Here is a 23,689-nt window from a genome sequence, read left to right as displayed (position 1 = left end):
CACAAGTCTCAAGACAAACAAGGCTGCCGGACGCTCACGTGGACGCTTCCTGCCAAGGGCGGTCCTTTGCCGGCAACGACTGAAGGACCGCTACAGTGGACTTACTGTACGATGATCGAATTCTGGGACAGGTTGGTCACGCCGGCGACGGTGATGGTGGTGTTATCCGTCAGCGTAATGACGGTGTTGCCGCCGGTGACGGTCGCGTTCGACAGAAGCGACGCTGATGTCACACCCGAATAACCCTGGATCAGAATCTTGTTGTTGGCGCCGCTGGCGTTGAAATCGCCAATGACCGTCTGCCCGCCGCCGAACACGGTGCTGAAGGCAAAGAGATTCTCACCGCCGCCGCCGAACATCACGCTCTTGCCGGTTCCGCCGAACAGCGTGTCGTTGGCATTGCCGCCGACGATCGTGGCCGTGTTGGTGGACGAACTGCCGCCGACTGCGTAAAGGGCATTGTTGTCGATCCCGAAGACCTGGTTGACGCCGGAGCCGGCGAAGACCGTCGACTGGCCGCCTTGAGCGAAGATGTTGCTGGTGCCGTTGCCGCCGAAAATTGTGTTGGTGCCGGACGACGCGACGATGGTGCTGTTGCCGGTGCCTCCGCCGATCAGGTTGGTGCCGCCAGTAGCAAACACAGTGTCGTTGCCGGCCGCGTAAACGGCGTTGTTGCCGCCAGCCAGGCCGAAGACATTGGAACCAGCGCCGCCGGTGATCGTGTTGCTGCCGGAGGAGGCGAGGACGGTGTCATTCTGCGGTCCGCCATAAACGACGTAGCTGCCGCCATTCCCGTTCTGGTCGCCGACCAGACCGACCTGCGTGCTGGCATTGCCAGCGATCACGGTGCCGGTCCCGGTCGTCGTGTTGATCGTGGTTCCGGTGACGTCGTTGCCGGCGATGATTTGGTTCGTCGCCGCCGACCCCGTGACAGTAACAGCGAGGACTCGCTCCGTCACGACGAAGGCGGAGCCGTCGATGTTGGTGGAGGTGACGCTGCCCTGTCCGGTCGCGACGTAGATGGGACCCTGCTGGGTCTGTGGAATCAAGGCGGGGTTCGACAGCACGGCTCCGATGACGGAGGAACTCACCCCAATGGTTTCGGGGTTCGAGACATTGCCGCCAGAGAGGGTAACATCCACCGCCATGCTATCTTACTCCCCTTGGATCAAAATCAACTCGGTTCAACGCGTCTTCAAAACTATATAGCGTCCAATGGGTATCAGCGCTCCCTCGTATCTGCAAGAAAAATGATCGTTTTGCAAGAAAGTCGCACCGCATAAGAAATTGATCAAGTTGTAACAATTGTAAATTATATAGCATCTCGCATGAATATCTGATTGGGTAGATATAATAAATTTGGGAGAAATTTTGAGATACTGAACGAAAACGAAATGTATTCAGATTAATTTCTTGGTGGTGAACTATGAATTCATGAGGCCAGGAGGGCTGAGCCTCCCCGATCGTTTAACGGCATGCCCACCGCATATTAAGTGCATTGAAATCGGGAGGTGCATAAGTTTGACTGACGCATCCTCAAGCAACACTACCGGACGTTCGAATAGCGCTTGCGTGGCACCATGCGCGGCGCTGACCGAACGGCGCCTCTTCAATCTGCCCAATGTGTTCAAACTCAACATAAGCCAGGCGATTATAACCGATTGGTCAAGGTCACGCTGGAATTCTTCGAGCTAAAATGGGTTTTAGCTCTACCTGCCGAGGCTCTCATGTCGTATAGTCCGCCCACGATTCGCGGAGGTCATGCATTGTTACTTAATGTCATGGAATATTGAGCTGAGTATCGATTGTGCTTTCTCCGATGGTTCCAAGTTTATTCCGTGTATCTCAGTAAAGAATTTTGCGAGATTGTGGGTGACGTCAAGAAATGGCGCGTGTATTTGCTCTAAATAAATTTCATCTAGGTTTGTGCGGCGCAAGAAGACGTTTTGGAGTTGAATTTTCCCTAGGTTCGCTTTTTGTGTTCCGTCACTACATCGGCCGCTGGGGAAAAAGCTTTAAGAAACCACCCTCCCTATTACGCGGAATGAGGGGAACTGTGGTAGGAAACGGAACTTAATTTGTAGGGGTTTGATGATAGTCCAACCGAGAAAATTGTGAAGGAAAGGACATCCGGCATCGGATGGCAAGGATGAACAATAATCGTATGGAAGAAAAAGGAGTGGTGAGGAAATGAATATACTGATTCTCGGTGGAAACGGAATGTTGGGACACCGAATGGTATTGCATTTTCTTAAAAATCATAATGTCGCGTATACCGTTCGCGGCAATGCCCCGCCCGATGCGCTGCCGTCAGACATGTGTTTTCCGAATGTCGATGTATGCAACTTGACGGATGTCATGGACGTCTTCATTCGGTTCAAGCCGGATGCCGTCCTAAACTGCGCGGGCTTGGTGAAGCAGAAGCCGATGGGGCAGTCGGTCGTGGCGTCTAGCATCGTCAACAGCGTAGCCCCCCATCAGCTCGCCAGTCTTTGCCGGACGGCCGGCGCGCGATTCGTGCATATCAGCACCGACTGCGTCTTCTCAGGTCGTCGCGGCAACTATACCGAAGATGACCAGCCCGATCCGGTCGACGTCTATGGCATGACCAAGCTGCTGGGCGAAGTCAACGCTCCTGGGTGTTTGACGCTGCGGACCTCGATCATCGGGCGCGAACTCAACACCAGGCATGGGCTTCTTGAATGGTTCCTCCACCAAAAGGAGGCGGTAAAAGGCTTCAGCTCTGCGATATTCTCCGGCGTGACCACAGTCGAATTGGCGCGGATCGTCGAAAATCTGCTGGTCGGGTACCCGCAGGCGGAGGGCCTTTACCATGTGTCTGCGGCTCCGATAAGCAAATATGATCTGCTGCGGCTCGTTTCTGCAAACTATGACCACTCAATTCCGATCATGCCTGACGATTCGTTCCTCTTGGACCGATCGCTCGATTCCAGCCTCTTCCGCCGGACCTTCAACTATGCCCCTCCCGGATGGAGCGATATGATACAGCAGGCCCGCGCCGAGGAGAACAAGTCATGCCGTTGACTGGCAAGGCGGTCCTGATCACGGGCGGCACCGGATCGCTCGGCAAGACCCTGGTCCGCCGCCTGCTCGAGGATGTGGACCGGCGGCCGCGCAAGATCGTCGTCTTCTCCCGCGACGAGGCGAAGCATCACTCCATGCGCGTGCATTACGCAACGGCACGGACCCCAGGCGAAGCGGCGCTGGCTCTCGCCGCCCGTGAATGCCTGCAGTTCCGCATCGGCGATGTGCGCGACTTTCACAGCGTTGCCGGGGCCTTGCACGGAATCGATGTGGTGATCCACACGGCTGCGCTGAAGCAGGTGCCGAGTTGTGAGTACTTCCCGTCCGAGGCTATTGCCACCAATGTCGGCGGCGCCGAGAATATTGTGCGGGCGATCCGCGATCTGCGCCTCGACGTGGAGGCGGTGGTTGGGGTGTCCACCGACAAGGCGGTCAAGCCAGTCAACGTCATGGGCATGACCAAATCGCTGCAGGAGCGCGTGTTCATTGCGGCCAATCTCAGCTGTCCCAGCACCCGTTTCGTCATCGTTCGCTATGGCAATGTTCTAGCTTCGCGCGGCTCGGTCGTTCCCCTGTTCCATCATCAGATCCTCACCGGAGGCCCGCTGACCGTCACCAGTGCGGAGATGACACGTTTCCTCCTGAGCCTCGACGATGCCGTCGATATCGTCTTCTCTGCTATCGAGCACGCGAAGGCCGGCGAAATCTATGTGCCCGAGGTAGCGTCGGCCAGGGTTGTCGATCTGGCGGAACAGCTGATCGACGGCCGTGAGGTCGAGATCGAGGTCATTGGTGTGCGGCCCGGCGAGAAGATTCATGAAATCCTCGTGTCCGAGGAGGAAGGGATGCGCGCCTTTCGACACAGCAACGGCAAGATCGTCATTCGTCCCGACATTCCGGAGATCCCCTCCAGCGGGGTGGGCCAAGAGCCTGCCTTGGGCGAATACAGTTCGGCAGGGGCGCTGATGGATGCCGCTCAGGTCAGAAAACTCCTCCTCAGCCGCGGGTTGATGGTCGGAAACGACTCGGCAATGAAAGGTGAGCTGCTGCGATGAAGGTCATCACCGTCCTTGGCACTCGTCCTGAAATCATCCGCCTCAGCCTGATCATCCCGAAGCTCGATCGGCTGTGCGATCATGTTCTCGTCCATACCGGGCAGAACTCCGATCCCGGACTGAGCGATATCTTTTTCGAGCAGCTCGGGCTCAGGCAGCCCGATCTCTATCTCGGGGTTCAGGGAAAATCGCCGGCCGACCAGATTGCCCAGATCCTGACGGGGTGCGAACGCGCATTTCTCGAACACCGCCCCGACCGCCTCCTCATCCTGGGCGACACCAACTCGGCCTTGTCCGCGATGGTGGCGAAGCGCATGGGCATCGCCGTCTTCCATATGGAGGCTGGCAACCGCTGTTTCGACAGCCGGGTACCGGAGGAGGTGAACCGGCGCATCGTCGATCATTCCAGCGATGTGTTGCTGCCCTATACCGAACACAGCCGTGCCTATCTGCTGCGCGAGGGCATCCAGCAAAACCGCATCTTCGTCACGGGAAATCCGATCTGCGAAGTGCTTGAGCACTGGCGTCCCCGGTTCGAACAGGCCGAAGCGCTTGGTCAGCTCGGGCTGGAGCGCGGCCGCTACATGCTGGCGACCATGCATCGTGCCGAGAACGTCGACCGCGAGGAGAGGCTCGGCATCCTCATGAATGCGCTCGCAGCGCTGCGCGAGCGGCATGGAATGCCAATCGTTGTCAGCACCCATCCACGAACCAGAGCCCGGATGACGGCTTTCGGATTGAAGGAGGAGGACAGCGGTGTTCGCTACCTGCCGCCCTTCAACTTCGTGGATTTCTTGGCGCTTCAGAAGAACGCCAGATGCGTGCTCAGCGACAGCGGAACCGTCCAGGAGGAATGTGCGATCCTTGGCACGCCGAACGTCACGCTTCGCGACACCACCGAGCGACCGGAGACCCTGGATTGCGGCAGCAACATGATCAGCGGCCTGACCCGAGACGGAATCCTCCAGGCTGTCGACGTCGTCCTGGCGCTTGCTCCGGCCTGGGAGGTTCCCGAACCTTACAGGCGCAGGAATGTGAGTGATGCCGTTGCCCGCATACTATTGAGCCACCATGATTTTCCTCCGCAATCCGGCGTCGTCGCGAGAGGATGATGCATAACCCGGAGGCCGAGGACGCCGGAACCGGAACGGGCGCTTGGTTGCGCGGTTCTGCGCAATCTTCGGCGTTGTCATTTTTTTTGGCGATCCTCGGATAGGGCAAACCATTTCGGAAAGAAGCCGGTCGATTTATGCAGAGTGTTCATGCAGTGCAGAGCGAAGCGGAGATCCGGTCGCAGTTGGATGTCTTTCGGAATACGGGCGATGCCGCGCCGGCGCATGAGGCCATCACGCGCCTGCTCGGCGAAAATGAAACCCGGCTGGCCGAGCGTCTCTGCAAGGCGCTTCTTGCCGATTCTCCTGAGGACGTGGTGGCGCTCGACGCGCTCAGCCAGATCGCTGAACGGGCGGGAGACATCCCGGAGACAATCCGATGGATCGAGCGGCTTATCGCGACCCCGAAGCCCCCTGCTTTCGCTTTCACGCGCTGCATGTATCTTTACCGGTCGCTCGGCGACTCCGACAAGGCGCTGCGGACCATTTTTCATGGCCGGGCCCATCATCCCAACTCGGAGGATCTGCGTCTGCAGACCCTGAGCTTGCTGATCGAACGGGGTGCTCTGAACTGGGCCAGGGCCGAAGCGGAGCTTGTTCTGCTCCTTGGCATCACCATGCCGCCGCTCGCGCGTCTTGTGACGCATGCGCTTATCGAGGGAGGAGCACCCAACCATGTGCTGGCCGCGGCTGCGTCCGTTGTCCAGGGCGTTTCCGACCCGGCGGGGGCGCTGTGCGGCTACCGCCTCTTGATCAAGGCGGAACTGCCGAAGGAGGCCGTAGCTGTGCTCATAGCCGGCCTTGCAGCATTTCCGGGGAATGTGGACCTGATCAAGGACGCACTCGATGCCGTGCGTCGTGACCCCCAGCTGCTCGCACCTTTCGGACTGTCCGGAATGGACGGTGCCGAAAGCTTGAGCCTGTTGGGCAGTATGACCGACGTGGGCACGCTGGGCGATGCCCTTGCGCTGGTCATGGTCGATCCGGCACAACCCGCCACGACTCCCGACGTGAAGGTGCTTGAACAGATCGTACGCAACAGTCCCCTCGCTGTACCGAGACCGGACGGGCCGATTGTATTCGTCAGCTGGACTTTGGCGCGCGGCGGTGCCGAGCGGCTGGTGGCCATGGCGTTCAAGCGCCTGCGTGCCCGCCTTGCACCGCGTCCTGTGGAACTCCTGCTTTTCGATTGCTCGGACGAACGGGGCAGCAGCTTCTATCTGCGGGAAGCCGGGCTCACGCGTGCGGACGTGATCGTTCAGCCGGAACTGCAGAACATCGACGCCCCTTATACCTGGCTTCAAATGCCCAACGCCCAGCAATGGCTGATCAATCATTTCCGCAATAGGAAGCCATCGGTCGTCTATGCCCATCTCGAGGTGCCGAACCTTCTCGCCGGTTTAGCTGGGGTTCTGACCGGCGTTCCCCGCCTGCTGATCGGCACCTACAATATGAAACCGCCGGACTTCATCGACGATGAGGACGCCTGTCATTGGTACCGCGAGGGCTATCGGCAGCTTCTGACGCGGCCGGAGGTCCATCTCACCGGATTGGCCCAGACCTGTATCGACGATTACCAGGAATGGCTGGGCGTAGATCTGTCCACCAGATCTTCCGTCATTCCCAGCGGGTTCGACATGTCCGGCTTCCGCTCCGCCCTCGATCCGGACGACCGTGAGCGGGCCCGCCGAATCCTCGGGATCGCAGGCGATACTCCCGTGGTCGGTGTGATGATGCGCATCGTGCCGCCGAAGGACCCTTTGCTTTGGGTGAAGGTGGCATCTGCCGTTCACCGGAATCGGAAGGACACCCGCTTCGTCGTCATCGGTGACGGTCCGCTGGCGCAAGCCATGAAGGACGCGGTCGAGGAGGCCGGACTGACTCCGGCATTCCTGTTTCCCGGAGTGGTCGCCGACGCCTATTCGGTTCTGCCTGCGTTCGACGTGTTCCTGATGACATCCCACAGCGAAGGCGTGCCGAACGTCGTCATCGAGGCTCAGGCGAGCGGCCTTCCGGTCGTTGCCCGGCGAGCCGGCGCTGTGGCGGATGCCATGCTTCCGGAGCAAAGCGGTGTGGTGCTCGACACGGCACATCCGGATCAGCTTGCCGCCGCGGTGCTCACCTTCCTCAACGACAGCATTCTGGCCCGCAAGGCCGGTGCGGTGGCTCAGGCTTTCGCACGGCAGAATTTCGACATCGAACGCATGATCGATGAGATCGCGGCGTTGATGGACACCTGAATGGCATTCCGGTGAAGGCTGCCGGAATCCTGCCCCCGGTGGTGGAGCGGGAAACGTGTCAAAAAATAACAAGTCTATGATCGCAAGCGTCGGGGTGGTTGATTATCCTGTCGCGCCTGTGCGTTTCGTCAGGCGTATATTATTCGATATGAAACGTTTCATCCGACTCCTGCCCGGATGCCGAATGCCGAGGATTTTCCATGCTGATTGATTGGACTGCAGGGGCGGACGTGACGACGGCCTGTCCGTTGTGTCGGGCTGACGGGCCGAAGCCCCGCCGTCTGGTGGCATACGACCGCGCCAATGGCGGAGCTGCCCATGCCCTGTATGGCTGTCCCTCCTGCGGCGGCGCCTTCTTCGATCCGCTGCCACAGCCGCGCTACGAAGAAGGCGGCAATCCGGAGGCGGCGATCAAGTTCTATGTCGAGCAGGGCGCCGGTCCAGACGTCATGCTGGAGCCGACCGCCATCCTCGACCAGCTGCCGGTGCGGCGCTATCTGGAGATCGGCTGCGGTTTCGGGTTTTCGCTGGACTATGCGCAGCGGTCGCGCGGCTGGCAGTGCCGCGGCTACGATCCAGGGCTGCTGGCGCAGGCCGGCCGGACGGCGCTGGGGCTCGACATCCGCTCGGAATATCTGACGGCCCACACTCCTCTGGAGGACGGGGCCTGGGACGCCATGCTCTGTTCGGAGGTGATCGAGCATGTCCATGACCCGGATGCTTTTCTTTCCGTAATCCGCCGCGCGCTGGCGCCCGACGGCGTGCTGGTGATAACGACGCCGAACGCTGCCGGCATCGACCCGTCGACCGATTTCGGCGCGCTTCTGCCGCTGCTCAGCGCCGGCTTCCACACGATGCTGTTTTCCGCAGCCGCGCTTGAAGGCGCGCTGCGGCGAGCGGGTTTCACCGAGATCCGCATTGGCGGCACGACTCACCAACTCCAGGCGGTGGCATCCCGCCGGCCTCTGCCCGCGCCGGCGCCCCTCGACCGAGCCCGCTATCGCGCCTATCTCGCGGACCGGGTGATGCTGCACGATGCCGATACACCGCTCGGCACGGGCTTCCGCCACCGTCTCATCAAGGAATATGTCAACGCCGGCGACTATGATGCGGCACGCGCGCCGCTGGCATCGCTGGCGGAAGGCTGGTCGAAGGCGTACGGAATCGACCTCTCGGCGCCGCAGGATATCCGGTTTCCGGAACCGGGGGCTTTGGACTTCGAAACGCTGGCGATGCATTTTCCGCTGGATCTGTGCAGTGTCCTCTACGCGCAGGGGATTCTCCAATTGAATGCATCCGGCGACGCAGCGCATGCGGCACACTGCTTCGCCGCAGCTTCCGCTTTCGGTGCGATCCTCCGCAAGGCGCTCCAGGCGATGGGCACGGACGACGGTGAAACCGCGGACCTCGGCGCCCGCGCCCTCTGCGAGGAGGTTATTGCACTGGCGCGCTTCGACGCGGAAAAGGCTATTGGTCTCCATGCACGCCTCGGCACCGGTCCCTGGGACAAATCGGTCAGCCTGTCGGCTGCGTTGCTGGAGCAGACCCGGCAGCGGCTGATCGTCACGCTGGTGAACGCCGGTTCCTATGATGCCGCGCAATCGTTGGTCATGGAAACCGACGGTGATCCGATACCTCAGGACGCCGACGCCATCGCTTTCGCCGACCGGCTCTCACTCCTTTTCGTCGTTGGCGTGCTGGCGCTCAACTATCAATCCGACCATGGGCGTGCGGCGCAGGTTTTCAGGCGCCTGTACGACGCGTGCCGGATGCGGCCCGGAACGTCTGGCGCTCGGACTCTGCTATGGCCTGCCCGTTACCATGAGGCGCTGGCCCTCAGCCAAGCCGGGCGGAGCGATTCGGCGCAGAACGCCGCCATCGATCTGCTGGCTCCGGTGAAGGAGGGTCAACCCGAGGTTCCCGCTCCCTACAGGGCCTGGGCGGCCCAGCTGTTGGGAGTGCAGTAATGACCGGCGGTTCTTCCATTCTGGGGCAAGTCGGCCGCTTGGCATCCGCCGGATGGTGGTGGCTCCGGCGCACTGCGCCGCGGGCGGTAGCCTATGCCGCTTACGGTCTGAGCTGGTTGCGGCGGCGAGACAACTACATAGCGGAGCGTTGGGAGGGCGAACGGTCGCTGGAGGGTACGAAGAAGATAGCACTGTTCGTCCATTACGACCGCGCAGGCATCGTCCATGACTATGTGGTCTATTATCTGCGTCAGCTGCGCCTTGCCGGGTTCGAGGTGATTTTCGTCAGCAACGCCCCGACGCTGGCCGAGCGGTCGCTCGCCAATCTGCGGGAACTGTGCGTCACCGTCATCCGGCGCCGCAACATCGGCTATGATTTCGGGGCTTTCAAAGACGGGCTGGGTGTGCTCGGCCCGCTCGACCGTTTCGATGAACTGCTGCTGGCGAACGACAGCGTCTACGGCCCCTTCCACAATCTGGATGCGATCCTGAAGCGGACCGACTCCGGACGGGCGGCGGTGTGGGGCATCACCGACAGCTGGCAGTTCGGCTATCACCTGCAAAGCTATTTCCTGCTGTTCAAGCGCCCGGCGCTGCTCAGCCCGGCCTTCGTGCAGTTCTGGCAGCGTCTGCGGTATGTCCAGTCCAAGACCTGGGTGGTGCTGCGCTATGAGGTCGGCCTGTCGCGGGCGTTGATCAAGTCCGGCCTGCGCTGCGCGGCGCTCTATCCCTACAGGCAGGCTGCGTCCGGCATCAGCGAGGCGGTGCGAGACCGCGACATGCTTTCCTCACCATCGCTGGGCCGGCGACACAAGGACTATCTGGACATGCTCACCGGGGCGGTCGACCGTGGCGACCCGCTCAACGGCAGCCATTATTTCTGGGACTACCTGATTGCCGACATGGGATGCCCGTTCATCAAGCGCGAGCTACTGCAGAAGAACCCGGCCCGTGTGCCGTTCGTGAACTGTTGGGACACGGTTATCGAGCGTTCCAGCACCTATGATCCCGACCTGATCCTCCGTCACCTTGAGGTGTCGCAGAAAGATCATTGCGTTTAAGGCCGTGCTGCCACCAGCCCAGTTGTTTCCGAGAGCCCGCGAGGGATGACGATGCACGCCCCTGTGATTGAGGCGCAAATGCTAGGCAAAGCCTATGCGATCTTCAAACGGCCGCAGGACCGGTTGAAGCAGATGCTTATGGGCCACCGGCGCAAATATTACGACGAGTACTGGGCGTTGCGGGATGTCTCGCTGGAGGTTCGCCCCGGCGAGGCGGTCGGGCTGATCGGCCGCAACGGCTCCGGCAAGTCGACTTTCCTGCAGCTTCTCTGCGGCACGCTGACGCCGACCTCCGGCCGCATCGCGGTAAATGGGCGCATCGCCGCACTGCTGGAACTGGGTGCCGGCTTCAACCCCGAATTCACCGGCCGCGAGAACGTTCATCTCGCCGCCTCGGTGCTGGGCCTGTCGAGCGAGCAGATCGCCGAGCGCTATGACTCGATTGCCGAGTTTGCAGGTATTGGCGACTTCATCGAACAGCCGGTGAAGCTCTATTCCAGCGGCATGTACGCCCGCCTTGCCTTCGCGGTGATGGCCCATGTCGATGCCGACATCCTGGTCGTCGACGAGATCCTCGCGGTCGGTGACGCTGCCTTCACTCAGAAATGCATGCGCTTCATCCACCGCTTCAAGGAGCACGGCACCCTGTTCTTCGTCTCGCACGATATCGGTCAGGTCAGCGCTCTCTGCGACACCGCCGTGTGGCTCGACCAGGGAAGCGTGCGGGCGGCGGGGCCAGCCAAGGAGGTCTGCCACGACTATCTGGCCGACCTGTACCGGCAACAGGACGACGCTGGCCGGTTCCAGATCGGCGGACGTCGGGCACCGCCACCCTCGCTGCCTCAGCGACAGGCGGAGCGGTCTCCCGGACGGGACATCCGGCACGAGCGGCTTCAGGCATCGGAGTGGTCGAACAGGATCGAGTTGTTCGATTTCAATCCGAACGCCCCGTGGTTCGGCAACCGTGGCGCAACCGTGGAGGGCGTGCAGGTCACGACGCCCGAAGGCGTGGTGCTGTCGAGTTTCCATGGTGGAGAGGATGTGGTGCTTCGCATCGTCTGCCAAAGCCACGTTGCCCTGACCCAGCCCATCGTCGGATTCCTGGTGAAAGACCGGCTGGGCCAGCCCTTGTTCGGCGACAATACATTCATCACGTTCCAGGAGGACCCGCCCGTTATTCCTCCCGGCCGTACTTTTTGCGCAGCCTTCCAGTTCCAGTTACCGTATCTGCCTGTCGGCGACTATGCGGTGACAGTGGCTATCGCCGAGGGAACTCAGAGCGATTGTGTCCAGCATCACTGGCTGGATGAGGCGTTTTTCCTTAAAGTGGTGTCAAGCCATGTTGCCCGCGGGCTGGTTGGCGTGCCTATGCAGCGCATCGAACTGAAACTGATGTAGGGAGCAACTTTTTGAGTGTCTGTTTGTAGCAGTCACACGCTGACTCCTGAGGAACGAGCCGCTTCAGGCGTCTGGAGAGGATCGAGATGAAGGCGATTTGAAGGATGGCGAGGAGATGCTCCTTCGTCCGCTCGACGATGGTGTTCAATCGGCAATATCGACTGATCGGCCATCCGATCCCGGAAACCCTCCGCCCGATCCTGAGCCACCGCCCGCCGCGTCCGGAGGGGAGCGCGACCGGAAGCCCCGCCTATTCCGCCACTTGCGCCAAGGCGAAGCACTGGCGCTCGAATTCCCGCGCGAAGGCGGCGGCGTCGCACAGGCGGGAGGTGCGCATCAGCGGACGCAAGCCCTTGCGCTGGGCCGCCAGCCCTTCCCGGTCGGCGGCGAGCGCTGCGGCCTTCCGGATGTAGTCCTCGGGGTCGGCGGCGATCAGGTCCGGCCGGCCCAGTGCCGTCAGCAGCGAGGCGCCGACGCGGGCGGCGTGACGGTCGCCCCGCAGGGTCAGCAGCGGCACGCCCATCCACAGCGCCTCGCAACTCGTCGTCGTCCCGTTGTAGGGAAAGGGGTCGAGCGCGATGTCCATCCGGCCGTAGGCCTTCAGGTGCCCGTCATTGTCGGGGACCCGCGCCAGCAGTTCGATCCGGTCGGCGGCGATGCCGTGGGCGGTGAACAGCCCGCGCACCCGCTTGCGCACCGCAGCGTCGATCAGCGGCCCGGCCTTCAGCACCAGCCGGCTGTCCGGCACCGCGTGCAGCACCCGTGCCCACAGCGCCGCGACGGGGGGATTCACCTTGTTCAGCGTGTTGAAGGACCCGAAGGTGACGAACCCGGCCTCCAGGCAGGGCGGCGGCGCCGGATCGGGGGTCGGCCCCAGCGGGCGATAGCACAGGAAGCCGCCGTCCAGCCGGACAAGACGCTCGGCGTGGTGACGGTCAGCCTCGCCCGGCGGATCGGCGACGGCGTCGGTGAAACGGGCGCCGATCGCCGGCAGCCCGGTGGTCGCCGGATAGCCGAGCCACGAGATCTGCACCGGTGCCGGTCGAAGGGCAAAGACACCCAGCCGGTTGCGGGCGGTATGTCCGGTCAGGTCGACCAGCACGTCGATCCCGTCGGCCCGAATCCGCTCCCCCACCGCGGCGTCCGATGCGGCCTGGATGTCGCGCCAGCCGTCGACCGACCGCCGGACATGGTCGGTGATCACGTCCGGCATCTCGACGTTCGAATAGGCGAACAGCTCGACCCGTGTCCGGTCATGCGCCTCCAGCAGGGGCAGCAGGAACATCGCCACCGAATGCAGCCGGAAATCCGGCGAGACGTAGCCGATGCGCAGCCGCCGGCCGTCCAGCGGGCGTGGTACCGGCGCCGGCAGGGGAGACAGTGCGCGCTCGAACCGTTCGCCCCAGCGCCGGTGGGCGGCGCACAGCTCGGCCGGCGCCAGCGGTTCGCGGTAGTTCAGCGCCATCAGCCGGTTGCTGTCGGCGCCGGGATCGTCGGGGCGCAGCTCCGCCACCTTGCGATAAGCCTCCAGCGCCTCGTCGGCATCCCCCTGTGCCTCCAGCGCCGCGGCCAGACCGAACCATGCCTCAACGTAATCGCTCCTGATGGCGACTGCCTGCCGGAAGCTGTGCACCGCCTCGCCGACCCTGCCCAGCCGTCCCAGGACCAGACCCAGATTGTTCAGGACGCCCGCGTCGCGGGGGGCGCGCAGCAGGGCTTGGCGCAGCAGCCGGTCGGCCTCCTCCAGGAAATCGGCGCTGAGCGCGGCGGTCCCGGCCAGGAAGAGGAAATGTCCGTTCTGCGGCTGTCGGGCCGACAGGTCGCGGTAGACCTCGAAGGCCGCCTGCGGCTGGCGGTGGTTGGAGAGCACGGCGGCGAGGTTGAGGCGGGCGTCGATCCAGTCGGGCCGCTCCTCCACCGCCCGGCGGAAGGCGGCGGCGGCGTCCTCGCCATCGCCGCGCGCCGCCAGCGTCACCCCAAGCCCGTGATAGGCCTCGGCGAAGCGTGGCGCGCGCAGGATGGCGGCGAAGAAGCTCCGCTCGGCCTCGGCGAGCGCGCCGCTCTGGTGCAGCGCCAGCGCGAGGTTGTAGAGCCGCTCCGGCGTCGCCCCGCCGGCCTCGATGCTGCGGCGGAACAGCGGCACCGCCTCGGCCGCCGCCCCGGCCATCGCGGTGGCGCTGGCCAGGATGAACAGCGCCTCGGGGTGGCCGGACGCATCGGCGAGCAAGGATTCGGCGAGGGCCTGTGCGCGGGCCAGATCGCCCTTGGCCAGGGCGTCGCCGGCCTCCGCCAGCTTGTCCGCCAACCTGTCCGCCGTCATGCGCCGGTTCTCTTCGTCTGCCCGTTTTCGACGAATGCCGCGAGCCGCGCGGCCACCGCCGCCACCATCTCCTCCCAGTCGCCGGCCCGTCTCTGGCGGAACAGGGTCATGGACGGGTACCAGGGGCTGTCGTCACGGTCGAGCAGCCAGCGCCAGTCCGGGCTGAAAGGCAGCAGCAGCCAGACCGGCCGTCCCAGCGCGCCGGCCAGATGCGCGACGGCGGTGTCGACGGTGATGACGAGATCGAGTGTCGCCACCGCGGCCGCAGTCTCGGCGAAATCATGCAGCAGCCCGTCCAGCGGTACGATGCCGGCCGGCAGGGCTTCCGCCTCGCCTCCCGGCCCGTCTCCAGGCCCGATGCCGCCCGTCAGGGCATCGGCCTTCTGCAGGGCGAAGAACTGGATGTCCGGCAGGGCGAGCAGCGGGGCGAGGGCGGCGGCCGGCATCGACCGCTCGCGGTCGCGGGCATGGGCGGGACGGCCCTTCCACACCAGCCCGACCTTGCGCCGCGGGCCGGCGGCGGCGGCCAGACGGTCGGCCCACAGCGCCTGCCGGGTCGGTTCGGCGAACAGGTAGGGAAGGGCGTCGGGGATGGTCGTCAGCGTCGTGCCGAAGCGGGCGGGCAGGCTCAGCAGCGGCACATGGCGGGCGAAGGGTAGGTCGTCGTGGACGCGGGCCGGGCTGTCGGCTCGCGGCACCACCCGCACCCCGAAGCGGCCCAGGCTGTGCCACAGCAGGGTGAAAAGCGGCAGTTGCGCCTCGAAGACCACCGTGAAGCCGCGCTCCACCAGCAGGGGGAGGTAGCGCACGAATTGCAGCGTGTCGCCGAACCCCTGCTCGGCGGTGACCAGCAGCGGACCGCCGACGGCCAGCGGCCCTTCGCCCTGCCACACCGGCTGGGCGAAGGGCCGGACCTGCTCGCCGAAGCCCTCCCAGCGCCAGCGCCATTCGTACTCCGCCCAGCCCCGGGCGAAATCGCCTTGCAGCAACAGGCACAAAGCGAGGTTCCAGTGGGCGGCCGGGAAGTCCGGGCGCAGTTCCAGCGCCTTCTCGTAGCAGCTCCGCACGCTCAGCGCCGGGTCCAGGCTGCCGCGGGCATTGCCGAGATTGACCAGCGCGCCGGCCACGTCCTGGCTGGACGGGACAGGCGATGCGTCGTCTCCGGCCTCACCCCCGTCAGGTCCGTGCTCCCCGGTCGCGGGCGGACGCTGCATCGCCAGGGCGAGGCCGAGGTTGCTGTAGGCTTCGAAGTAATCGAGCCGCAGGGCGATGGCCCGGCGGTAGCTGGCGATGGCTGCCTCCAGATCGCCGGCTCCCATCTGGGCGTTGCCCAGATTGTTGTGCGCCTCGGCCTCGTCGGGGTTCCCCTCCAGCAGGGCGCCCAGCCGCTCCACCGCTTCGGCGTGGCGGCCCAGCGCCTGAAGCGTCGCGCCCAGATTGGCGTTGGCCCCCAGATGACCGGGAACCAGGACCAGCGCCTTGCCGAAGATGCCGAGCGCGTCCTCGTAGCGTCGCGCGGTGTAGAACAGGCTGCCGAGGCGGTTCCAGCCGTCGGCAGCCTCCCGGGTCCGGCCGGCCTGCTCCAGCGCCATCGCCAGATTGTTCACCGTCTCCGGATTGCCGGGAGCCAGCCGCTCCGCCTGCGCCAGGAAGGCGAGCGCCTCCTCCAGCCGGCCCAGCTGCGCCAGGACGGTGCCGAGCAGGGCGTTCACCTCCGGATCGGCCGGACGGGCCGCCTGCACCGGTCCGTAGAGGGCGAGCGCCTCCTCCAGCCGGCCTTCCCGGTGATGGGCCGCGGCCAGGGCGACCGCCTCCTCGATGCGCAGCGTCTGCGTTTGCGGGGACGGGGGCGGGATCGGCGTGCCGGACATGCTGTCGCTCCGCGGGAAGGCTCAGTAGGCGATGGACAGGCCGAGATGGGGGCGGCCGAAGCGGTTCTCCCCCATGTTGGTCTGGCGGAGCTGGAAACCCCAGTCGAGCTTCAGCGTCACGTAGGGCGGCAGGCTGTAGCGGAGCCCGGGCCCCACCCCCAGCACAACCGTGTGCCGGTCGTCCCCGGCCTGGCGGTGGCGCTGCGACGCCACGCCGTAATCGGCGAAAACCAATCCCTGCAGGCTGTCGCCAAGGTCGCGCTCGCCGAACAGCCGCGCCAGGCTCGTCTCCGGAGAGCGCAGCTCGGTCGACAGCAGCAGCCCCTGGTCGCCCAGCACCTCGGACTCCGCATAGCCGCGCACGCTGGCGTTGCCGCCCAGGCTCAGCTGTTCCGACGGCAGCAGGTTGCCGCTCGACAGCTGCGCCTGCCCCCGCACCAGCCAGGAGAGGTCGGCCGGCAGCCGGGTCAGCCGGTCAACCCCCAGCCGGGCGTAGCTGTAGCGCGCGTCCGCCCCGGCCCGGCTGGTGCGGAACACCCTGTCGCTGTTGCGGTCGCCGATGCCGCCGGGGCTGTGGAACAGGCTGGCGTTGAGCGCCGTCGCACCGGACTCGTCGGGGCGCGAGGCGCTGTAGGCCAGCACCGCCTGGGCGATGTCGGTGCTGCTGCGGAACACCGAACTGCCGCCGAAATCCAGGTTGTTGTTCGACCGTTTCCAATCGACGCCGCCCTGAAGCTCATGGCGGATCGTTCCCAGGTTGGGCAGCGGCACCGCGTAGCGGGCCGAGATTCTGCGAGGAGCGACCGGTCTGGTCGAAGCCGCTGCCGAGGTCGGGGTGGGTCTCGGTGTAGCTGCCGAAGACGGTCAGCGTGTGGCGCCAGGGCAGCGGCACGAACCAGCTGCCGGCATGGGTGACGGAGCGCGGGTCGCCGCCCGGCCCGCGCAGGCCGCGGTCGAGCAGGTCGGGGCTGGCCGAGATCTGGTAGGAGATCTGCTGGTCGGCCCAGAAAGCGTTGCCCCAGTTGAAGCCGGCGAACAGGCGGTCGCGGCCGGTGGCGGCGGTGCCGGTGTTCTCGTAGCCGCCGAAGACGCGGACGGGGAAGCGGTCGGCGGTGCGCAGGACCACGTCGGTGGTGCCGGGCTCGGCGCCTCGCTGGTAGACGAGGTCGGTGTGGCGGAAGGGGTTGCGGTTCAGCCAGTCGATGTCCTCCAGCATGGTGGAGGCGCGGACCCGCTCGCCGGGACGGGTGCGGATCTGCGAGGTCAGCAGGTCGTCGGAAAACCAGCGGTTGCCCTCGGCGGCGACGGCGCCCACCCGGAACTCGACGACGACGATCTGGACGGTGCCGGAGGTGACGTCCTGTTCGGGAACGACGACGTCGACCAGCGGGCGGTCGTGCTCGCGGAACCACAGCACCGTGGTGCGGACGATGTCGTTGAGCCCGTCCAGGGTCAGCGGCCGGCCGAGACGGGAGGCCAGCGCCGCGCGGAAGGCCGGGTCGTCGGGGATGTCGAGGCCGGCGGCGGCGACACCGCGGCGGTCGCTCCCGCCGCGCCGGACGTCGGAGCCGGCGGGGACGAAGAGCAGGCCCTTCAGGTCGGCGGTGACGACGCTGTCGCCGGCGGGGACCGCCGGTGCCGGGGCCGGCAGGGCCGGGGCCTCGGCCGGCGGGTTGGCCGGCGGCTGCTTGGGCGCCACCCGCTCCCAGTCCTGGGCCGCTGCCGGGGCCGCCGCCAGCAGAAGGGCGAGGGAGAGGGAGACGGGGGTGGCGGCGGAACGGCGGGTCATGGGGCGGTCTTCTTGTCGTCGGCGGTGCCGGTGGACGCGCTGGCGCCGTCGATGATGGCGACGGCCGGCTTGTCGTCGGCGCGGAAGGTGGAGAAGCTGGAGGCGGTGGCGAGCGCATTGCCCGTGCCGTCCGTGCCGGCGATGGAGGCCGATCCGCCTCCCGCGCCGGGGCCAGCGCCGGGCCGGGCGTTGGCCGGCTGGCTGTAGACGACCTGGAAGCCGCCGGCGCTGACCGACGCCTCGACCCGGCCGGCCGGTTGCCCGTTCGGCGGCGGGGCGGCGGGCGGCGGCGGGGCGACGAAGGACGTCACCGGAGCCATGACCACGCTTCCCGAACCGGCATTGCCGACCGTGCCGGACGCCGTGCCGCCGATGACCGTGGTCTGCGGCACCAGGGCCGGCGGAACCGGGGCGGGAGCCGGCGGAGGCGGAGCGACCACGACGGGCGTGGTGGGCGTGACGGGCGGCGCCACCACGACCGGCGGGGAAACCACGACGGGGGGAGACACCACCACCGGAGGCGAGACCGGCGTCACCACCACGGGCGGCGGCGAGACCACCACCGGGGGCGAGACCGGCGTCTCCACGACGGGCGGCGAGACCACCACCGGAGGGGAAACCACCACCGGCGGAGGCGGCGGAGATACCGGAGGCGGCGGCGGGGGAGGAGGCGGCGGCGGGGGCGGCGAAGACGTGCCGTTGCCGTAGAGGATCTGGTCGCCGGTCTCGGTGACCGAGCCCGGTGCGTAGGTCGCGTAGGTCTTGCCGGTGAGGACGCCCGGCGTCAGGCCGCCCAGCGTCGTGGTGGGCTGGTCGGCGGAATAGATCAGGAAGCGGCCGCTGGCGGTGCTGAGCGTTGCCGAGCCGCTGTTGTTGAAGACGCCGTTGTCGGCGGCCAGCACCAGCGCGTTGCCGGTCCCCGAGGCCGTGAGCGTGCCGCCGTTCAGCGTGATCCCGCTGTTGACGGACAGGCCCTGGTTGAGGACGCTGATCGTGCCGCCGGTGACGGTGTCCAGCGTGATGTCGCCCGACGCGCTGTTTGTCTTGCCGGCGCCCGTGCGCAGCTCGACCGACACGGCCCCGGTGCCGGCGTCGATCGCCGTGCCGCTCGCCATGGTGATGACGGCGTTGCCGGCGTCGCGCTGGGAGTCGACGACGCCATTGGCCGTCAGGTCGTTGCCGATCAGCGTCAGGGTGCCGTTGTCGGTGGTGATGTTGGCATTGACCAGGATCGAGCGCCCGGCCTGGAGCGTCAGCGCCCCGCCGTTGCCCGACGGGTTGTTCGCCGTGATCGCGCTGTTGATCGTGATGTCGTTGTTGGCCTGCAGCGTCACTGCCGTCCCGGTGTTCAGCACGCTGGTGATGCGCGAGGGCGCCAGCGTCACCGTCTGGCCGGCCGCCATGGCGTATCCCATCGACGACGGCGTCAGCATGACATAGACCCGGCCGCCGGTCCCGTCGCGGGGCGACGAGATGATGAGGGAGCCGTCGGCGGCGACGATGGGGCTATCGCTCCCCAGCCAGGCGCTGGCTTGGGAGCCGATGATGCTGTTGACCTCCGAGATCGTGCCGGAGAGGCCGCTCGTCCCGTTGCCCCAGGTCACAGCACCCGCGCTCGTCGCCGTGCCGTTGGCCCATTGATAGCTGGAGACGGCGTAATTTCCGTTGGCGAGCGTGGTCACCTGATAGCCGACACCGTCATAGGCGGAGGTGCCGACGAGGCTGTTGGCCGCGCTGATCGTGCCGCTCACCCCGGCCGTGCCGCTGCCCCAGGTCGCCGCACCCGCGCCGCTCGCGGTGCCGTTGGCCCAGTTGGTGGACTGGATCACGTAATTGCCGTTCGACAATGTGGTCAGGTTTGCACCGACATAATCGCCGCTGGAGGTGCCGACGAGGCTGTTGGCGGCCGACACCGCGCCGGTGACGCCGGCCGTGCCGTTGCCCCAGGTGACGAAGCCGGCGTTGCTCGCCGTGCCGTTGTCCCAGAAGGTGCCGCGGACCACGTAATTGCCGTTGCTCAGCGGGTTGAGGATGAGGTTGAGGAAATCGCCGCTGGAGGTGCCGACGAGGCTGTTGGCGCTGGACACCGTGCCGGTCACCCCGGTCGATCCGTTGCCCCAGGTCACAGCACCTGCGCTGGTCGCGGTGCCGTTCTTCCAGGAGAGGCTCTTGACCAGATAATTGCCGTTGGACAGCACGGTGATGCCGTCGCCGACCTTGTCGTTGGCGGATGTTCCGATCAGGCTGTTGGCGGCCGAGAGTGTGCCGGTCATGGCGGCGGTGCCGCTGCCCCAGGTGACCGCCCCGACATAGGTCACGGTGCCGTTCGACCAGCCGGTGGATTGCAGCACGTAGGCGCCATTGGCGAGCTGCGTCGCCTGTCCGCCCACCCCGGCGAATCTGCTGGTTCCGATCAGGCTGTTGCTGGCGGACACGACCCCGGTGACGCCGGCCGTGCCGCTGCCCCAGGCGATCGCCCCGGCAGCCATCACGGTCCCGTAATTCCAGTTGCTGGAGCCTGCCAGATAATTGCCGTTCGACAGGGTGTAGACGCTGGACCCGACACTATCGTTGGCGGAAGATCCCACCAGGCTGTTGCTGGACGAGACGCTTCCCGTCATGCCCGTCGATCCGTTGGCCCAGGTCACCGCGCCGGCATTGGTGGCCGTGCCGCTCTTCCAGAACCGGCTGATGAGCAGGTAATTGCCGTTCGCAAGGGCTTTCGCCTCGCCGATCTGATCGCCGGCACTGGTGCCGACGAAGCTGTTGGCGGCGGACACCACGCCGGTCACGCCCGCCGTGCCGCTGCTCCAGGTTGCTGCGCCCGCCGAGGTCATCGTGCCGTTGCTCCAACCATAGGCGGCGACGACGTAGTTTCCGTTGGACAGCGGGGTGATGAGCGAACCGACCTTGTCGCCGGCGGAGCTTCCCACCAAGCTGTTTGTGGCCGATACCACGCCGCTCACGCCGGCCGTGCCGTTGCCCCAGGTCACCGCCCCCGCGCTGGTCGCGGTGCCATTGCGCCAGCTCCCGGCCATCATCACGTAGTTTCCATTGGTCAGGGGCACCATGTTGGTCCCGACCCTGTCGCCGGTGGAGCTTCCCACCAGGCTGTTGGTGGCCGACACCACGCCGGTCACGCCGGCGGTGCCGCTGCCCCAGGTCGCCGCACCCGCCGTGGCCGCCGTGCCGTTCGCCCAGCCCGTGGACATCACGATGTAATTGCCGTTGGACAGGGTGTTTATGAGCGAACCGACGGCATCGTTGGCGGTGGTTCCGACGAGGCTGTTGGCGGCGGACACCGCGCCGGTCACGCCGGCCGTGCCGTTGCCCCAGGTCACCGCACCCGCGCTGGTCGCGGTGCCGTTTGCCCAAGACGCGGACTTGACCAGGTAGTTGCCGTTGGACAGCGTTATATAGCTGATCCCGACGTAATCGCCGCTGGCGGTGCCGACGAGGCTGTTGGCGGCGGACACCGAACCGGTGATGCCGGTGCTGCCGTTGGCCCAGGTCACCGCACCCGCGGCGGTCGCGGTGCCGTTGCTCCAGTTGTAGGACACGACCAGATAGTTGCTGTTGGACAGCGTGGTCCAGCTCGAACCGATCGAGTTGTCGGCGGCGGTGCCGACTAGGCTGTTGGCGGCGGAGATGACGCCGCTGACCCCCGTCACGCCGCTGCCCCAGGTGATGAACCCGGCGTTGGTGATCGTCCCGTTGTTCCAATAGGGATTGTTGAGGAGGAAATTGCCGTTGGCGAGCAGGGTTATGTCGGAGGGATTCTGTCCGATCCTGTCGTTGCTGTAGGCACCGGTCAGGGTGGAGATCAGCGCCCCGGTCAGGCCGTTGAACAGATAGACCGCCCCGGCGTCGGTCGCCGCGAAATCGTCCTGCGACGCGCTGACGACGATGTTGCCGGTCGACAGCGCCTTGACCACGGCGCCGAACTTGTTGCCGGCCGCCGGATTGGGGTCGTTGAGCTGGAACTGCGGGTAGCCGTTGGCGGTGCTGTCGATCACGATGTTCTTGGGATCGAGCAGCAGCGAGCCGGCGCGCCCGGCCGCCGCCGAGGCGTCGCCGGTCCCGGCGAAGGTCAATGTGTCGTGCGACGACACCTCGATCAGGCCGCCGTCCCCGCCATTCAGGCCGGCCTTGGCCGACGCGGCGCCGTAATAATCGGTCCGCGTCTCCGACCACACGATGATCCGGCCGCCGTCGCCGGCAGCGCCCGTCGCGTCGGCGCGCAGGCTGGTGGTCGGGCTGATGCGGGTGGAGCCCGCCTTCAGCATCGCGCCCGACCCCTGATAGTCGCCGCCGACCCGGATCGACCCGCCCTTGCCGCCGCCCGACGCGTCGGCCGACGCGTCCACCATCGTGACGGCGCCGGCGAACAGATCGACCGCACCGCCGGTTTGACCGCCCGTCGCATCGTGCCGGCCCGAGGTGAACAGCGTCGAGTCCGCCTGCGCGCCCGTCACCGACACCTGCCCGCCGTCGGTCGCGCCGCGTGCCGACAGCGTCGAATTCGACGGCGCGATGTAGGTCTTGCCGAATTCAACCGCGACGCTGCCGCCCTTGCCGGCGGTGCCGTCGGCCGACAGCCGGCCCTGGTTCGACACCCGCTCGGCCTTCACCGTCACCGAACCGCCGCGGCGGCCGTTGGCCGACAGCGTGCCGGTGTGCATCGCCAGCCCGCCCGTCTTCACGGCTCCGGCCCCGGTGCCGGTGGTGACGGCGGTGGCCGCCACGCTGACGGTCCCGCCGTCGCCGGCCGCCGTCTTCGCCTCCACCGTGCCCGCCGTCGTGACGTTGCCGCCCGCCGCCGACAGCACCACCCGGCCACCGCGCGTCTCCACCCCGGTGGCGCGGACCAGCCCGCCATTGTTGCCGGCCAGCGCATAGACGTTGCCGCCGGCCGCCTTCAGCTCCGCCGTCGCCGCCTCGATCATCCCCGACGTTTCGACTTTGCCGCCGGCCGTCCCGACCCGCACCAGGACCCGCTCGCCGTCGGCCCCGCTCTCGCTGAGCAGCACCTCGGTCCCCGACGCCAGCGCCGCCGTTCCCTTCGGCGCGCTGATCCTGCCGGAATTCACCACCTCACGCGCGATCAGGACCACGTCGCCGCCGGTCGAGCTGATCTTGCCCAGGTTGGTGACCGTCGCGTTGCTGTCGCCCCGGAACACCAGGCTGCCGCCGGCCATGAAATGCTCGTTCAGCACGTCCATGGTGGAGGCGACGAAGCTGCCGCCGGTCACCACCACGCCGCTGTCGCCGATCACCACGCCCTGCGGGTTGATCAGGTAGAGCGAGCCGGTCGCCTTCAGCGTGCCCAGGATCTGCGACAGGTTGCCGCCGGTCACCCGGTTCAGCGTGGCGCCCGCGCCGTTGTTGACCTGGACGGTGGCGCCCTGGCCGATCGAGAAGTCCTTCCACTCGATGATGCCGCGCGCGGTCGTCTGGTCGACGGTCATGGTGGCGCCGGAGCGGCTGATGCCGCCGCGCCCCGCCACGAAGGCGCCCTCCACCGGCAGCATCGGCGCGGTCTGCGCCAGGACGGCGCTGGTGGGGAGGATGGCGACCGTGGAGAACAGCAGCACCCGCAGGGATCCGTAACGCATCGCACGCACCTTGTTCCAGGAAGATTTGCCGGTTGACTTGAGGGATATGAAGGCTTTGCCGGAGGTTCGGGACAGGCCCGGAACCCCGGCGCGGCGTGCCAGACCATGGCGGTCCTTTAGGGGGTGCAACCTAATGGTTGCTCATCACCATGTTCCATCGTCGAACCTTCGCCCGCAGTGGTTCCCGTGCCGCCGATCCGGTCGGGTTCCGGACGA

13 protein-coding genes are annotated in these 23,689 nt (G+C 65.9%); 7 read left to right on the top strand and 6 right to left on the bottom strand.

Annotation, left to right across the window (positions count from 1 at the left end; translation table 11 throughout):
* Window positions 1-101: 101 nt before the first annotated feature.
* Window positions 102-1,148, bottom strand: a complete 1,047-nt coding sequence (locus tag ACWPN8_RS22005) for a calcium-binding protein (RefSeq protein WP_146208080.1) — start codon at window positions 1,146-1,148, stop codon at window positions 102-104.
* 1,042 nt (window positions 1,149-2,190) lie between these two features.
* Between ACWPN8_RS22005 and ACWPN8_RS22000 the strand changes: the two genes are divergently transcribed.
* The 7 genes from ACWPN8_RS22000 (at window position 2,191) to ACWPN8_RS21970 (ending at window position 11,878) form a co-directional block, all read left to right on the top strand.
* Window positions 2,191-3,045 (top strand): dTDP-4-dehydrorhamnose reductase family protein, encoded by an 855-nt coding sequence (locus tag ACWPN8_RS22000; RefSeq protein WP_492242286.1) that lies wholly within the window; start codon window positions 2,191-2,193, stop codon window positions 3,043-3,045.
* Window positions 3,036-4,100, top strand: a complete 1,065-nt coding sequence (locus ACWPN8_RS21995; protein ID WP_109450313.1) for a polysaccharide biosynthesis protein — start codon at window positions 3,036-3,038, stop codon at window positions 4,098-4,100. The genes ACWPN8_RS22000 and ACWPN8_RS21995 overlap by 10 nt, the downstream gene beginning before the upstream one ends.
* Window positions 4,097-5,212 carry a non-hydrolyzing UDP-N-acetylglucosamine 2-epimerase gene (wecB, locus tag ACWPN8_RS21990; protein ID WP_492242285.1) on the top strand — a complete coding sequence of 372 codons (1,116 nt, stop codon included), beginning with the start codon at window positions 4,097-4,099 and terminating at the stop codon, window positions 5,210-5,212. Before ACWPN8_RS21995 ends, wecB begins: the two co-directional genes overlap by 4 nt.
* Window positions 5,213-5,349: 137 nt before the next feature.
* Entirely contained in the window at window positions 5,350-7,452 is a 2,103-nt protein-coding gene (locus tag ACWPN8_RS21985) for a glycosyltransferase (protein WP_492242284.1), read from the top strand.
* A 200-nt stretch (window positions 7,453-7,652) separates the two neighbouring features.
* A complete protein-coding gene (locus ACWPN8_RS21980) occupies window positions 7,653-9,419 on the top strand; it encodes a class I SAM-dependent methyltransferase (protein WP_492242283.1) in 1,767 nt (588 codons plus the stop codon).
* Window positions 9,420-9,457: 38 nt separating this feature from the next.
* Window positions 9,458-10,480 (top strand): rhamnan synthesis F family protein, encoded by a 1,023-nt coding sequence (locus ACWPN8_RS21975; protein WP_492242282.1) that lies wholly within the window; start codon window positions 9,458-9,460, stop codon window positions 10,478-10,480.
* 45 nt (window positions 10,481-10,525) lie between these two features.
* Window positions 10,526-11,878 carry an ABC transporter ATP-binding protein gene (locus ACWPN8_RS21970; protein ID WP_492242281.1) on the top strand — a complete coding sequence of 451 codons (1,353 nt, stop codon included), beginning with the start codon at window positions 10,526-10,528 and terminating at the stop codon, window positions 11,876-11,878.
* Between the two features lie 250 nt (window positions 11,879-12,128).
* Here ACWPN8_RS21970 and ACWPN8_RS21965 read toward each other — a convergent pair whose 3' ends face one another.
* Genes ACWPN8_RS21965 through ACWPN8_RS21945 form a run of 5 tightly spaced genes read right to left on the bottom strand, consistent with a single transcriptional unit; the run spans window position 12,129 to window position 23,473 of the window.
* The gene (locus ACWPN8_RS21965; RefSeq protein WP_492242280.1) at window positions 12,129-14,198 is read right to left on the bottom strand and encodes an O-linked N-acetylglucosamine transferase, SPINDLY family protein; all 2,070 of its coding nucleotides are present in this window, start codon (window positions 14,196-14,198) and stop codon (window positions 12,129-12,131) included.
* Entirely contained in the window at window positions 14,195-16,069 is a 1,875-nt protein-coding gene (locus ACWPN8_RS21960) for a tetratricopeptide repeat protein (RefSeq protein WP_492242279.1), read from the bottom strand. Before ACWPN8_RS21960 ends, ACWPN8_RS21965 begins: the two co-directional genes overlap by 4 nt.
* A gap of 21 nt (window positions 16,070-16,090) precedes the next feature.
* Entirely contained in the window at window positions 16,091-16,840 is a 750-nt protein-coding gene (locus tag ACWPN8_RS21955) for a ShlB/FhaC/HecB family hemolysin secretion/activation protein (protein WP_492242278.1), read from the bottom strand.
* Window positions 16,806-17,858 (bottom strand): POTRA domain-containing protein, encoded by a 1,053-nt coding sequence (locus ACWPN8_RS21950; protein WP_492242277.1) that lies wholly within the window; start codon window positions 17,856-17,858, stop codon window positions 16,806-16,808. The genes ACWPN8_RS21955 and ACWPN8_RS21950 overlap by 35 nt, the downstream gene beginning before the upstream one ends.
* A complete protein-coding gene (locus ACWPN8_RS21945) occupies window positions 17,855-23,473 on the bottom strand; it encodes a beta strand repeat-containing protein (protein WP_492242276.1) in 5,619 nt (1,872 codons plus the stop codon). Before ACWPN8_RS21945 ends, ACWPN8_RS21950 begins: the two co-directional genes overlap by 4 nt.
* Window positions 23,474-23,689 lie beyond the last annotated feature (216 nt).

This window comes from Azospirillum sp. UENF 112521, from assembly GCF_058780665.1.
Note: the sequence above shows the minus strand (reverse complement) of the source record. Positions and strands in the feature narration are given on the sequence as shown.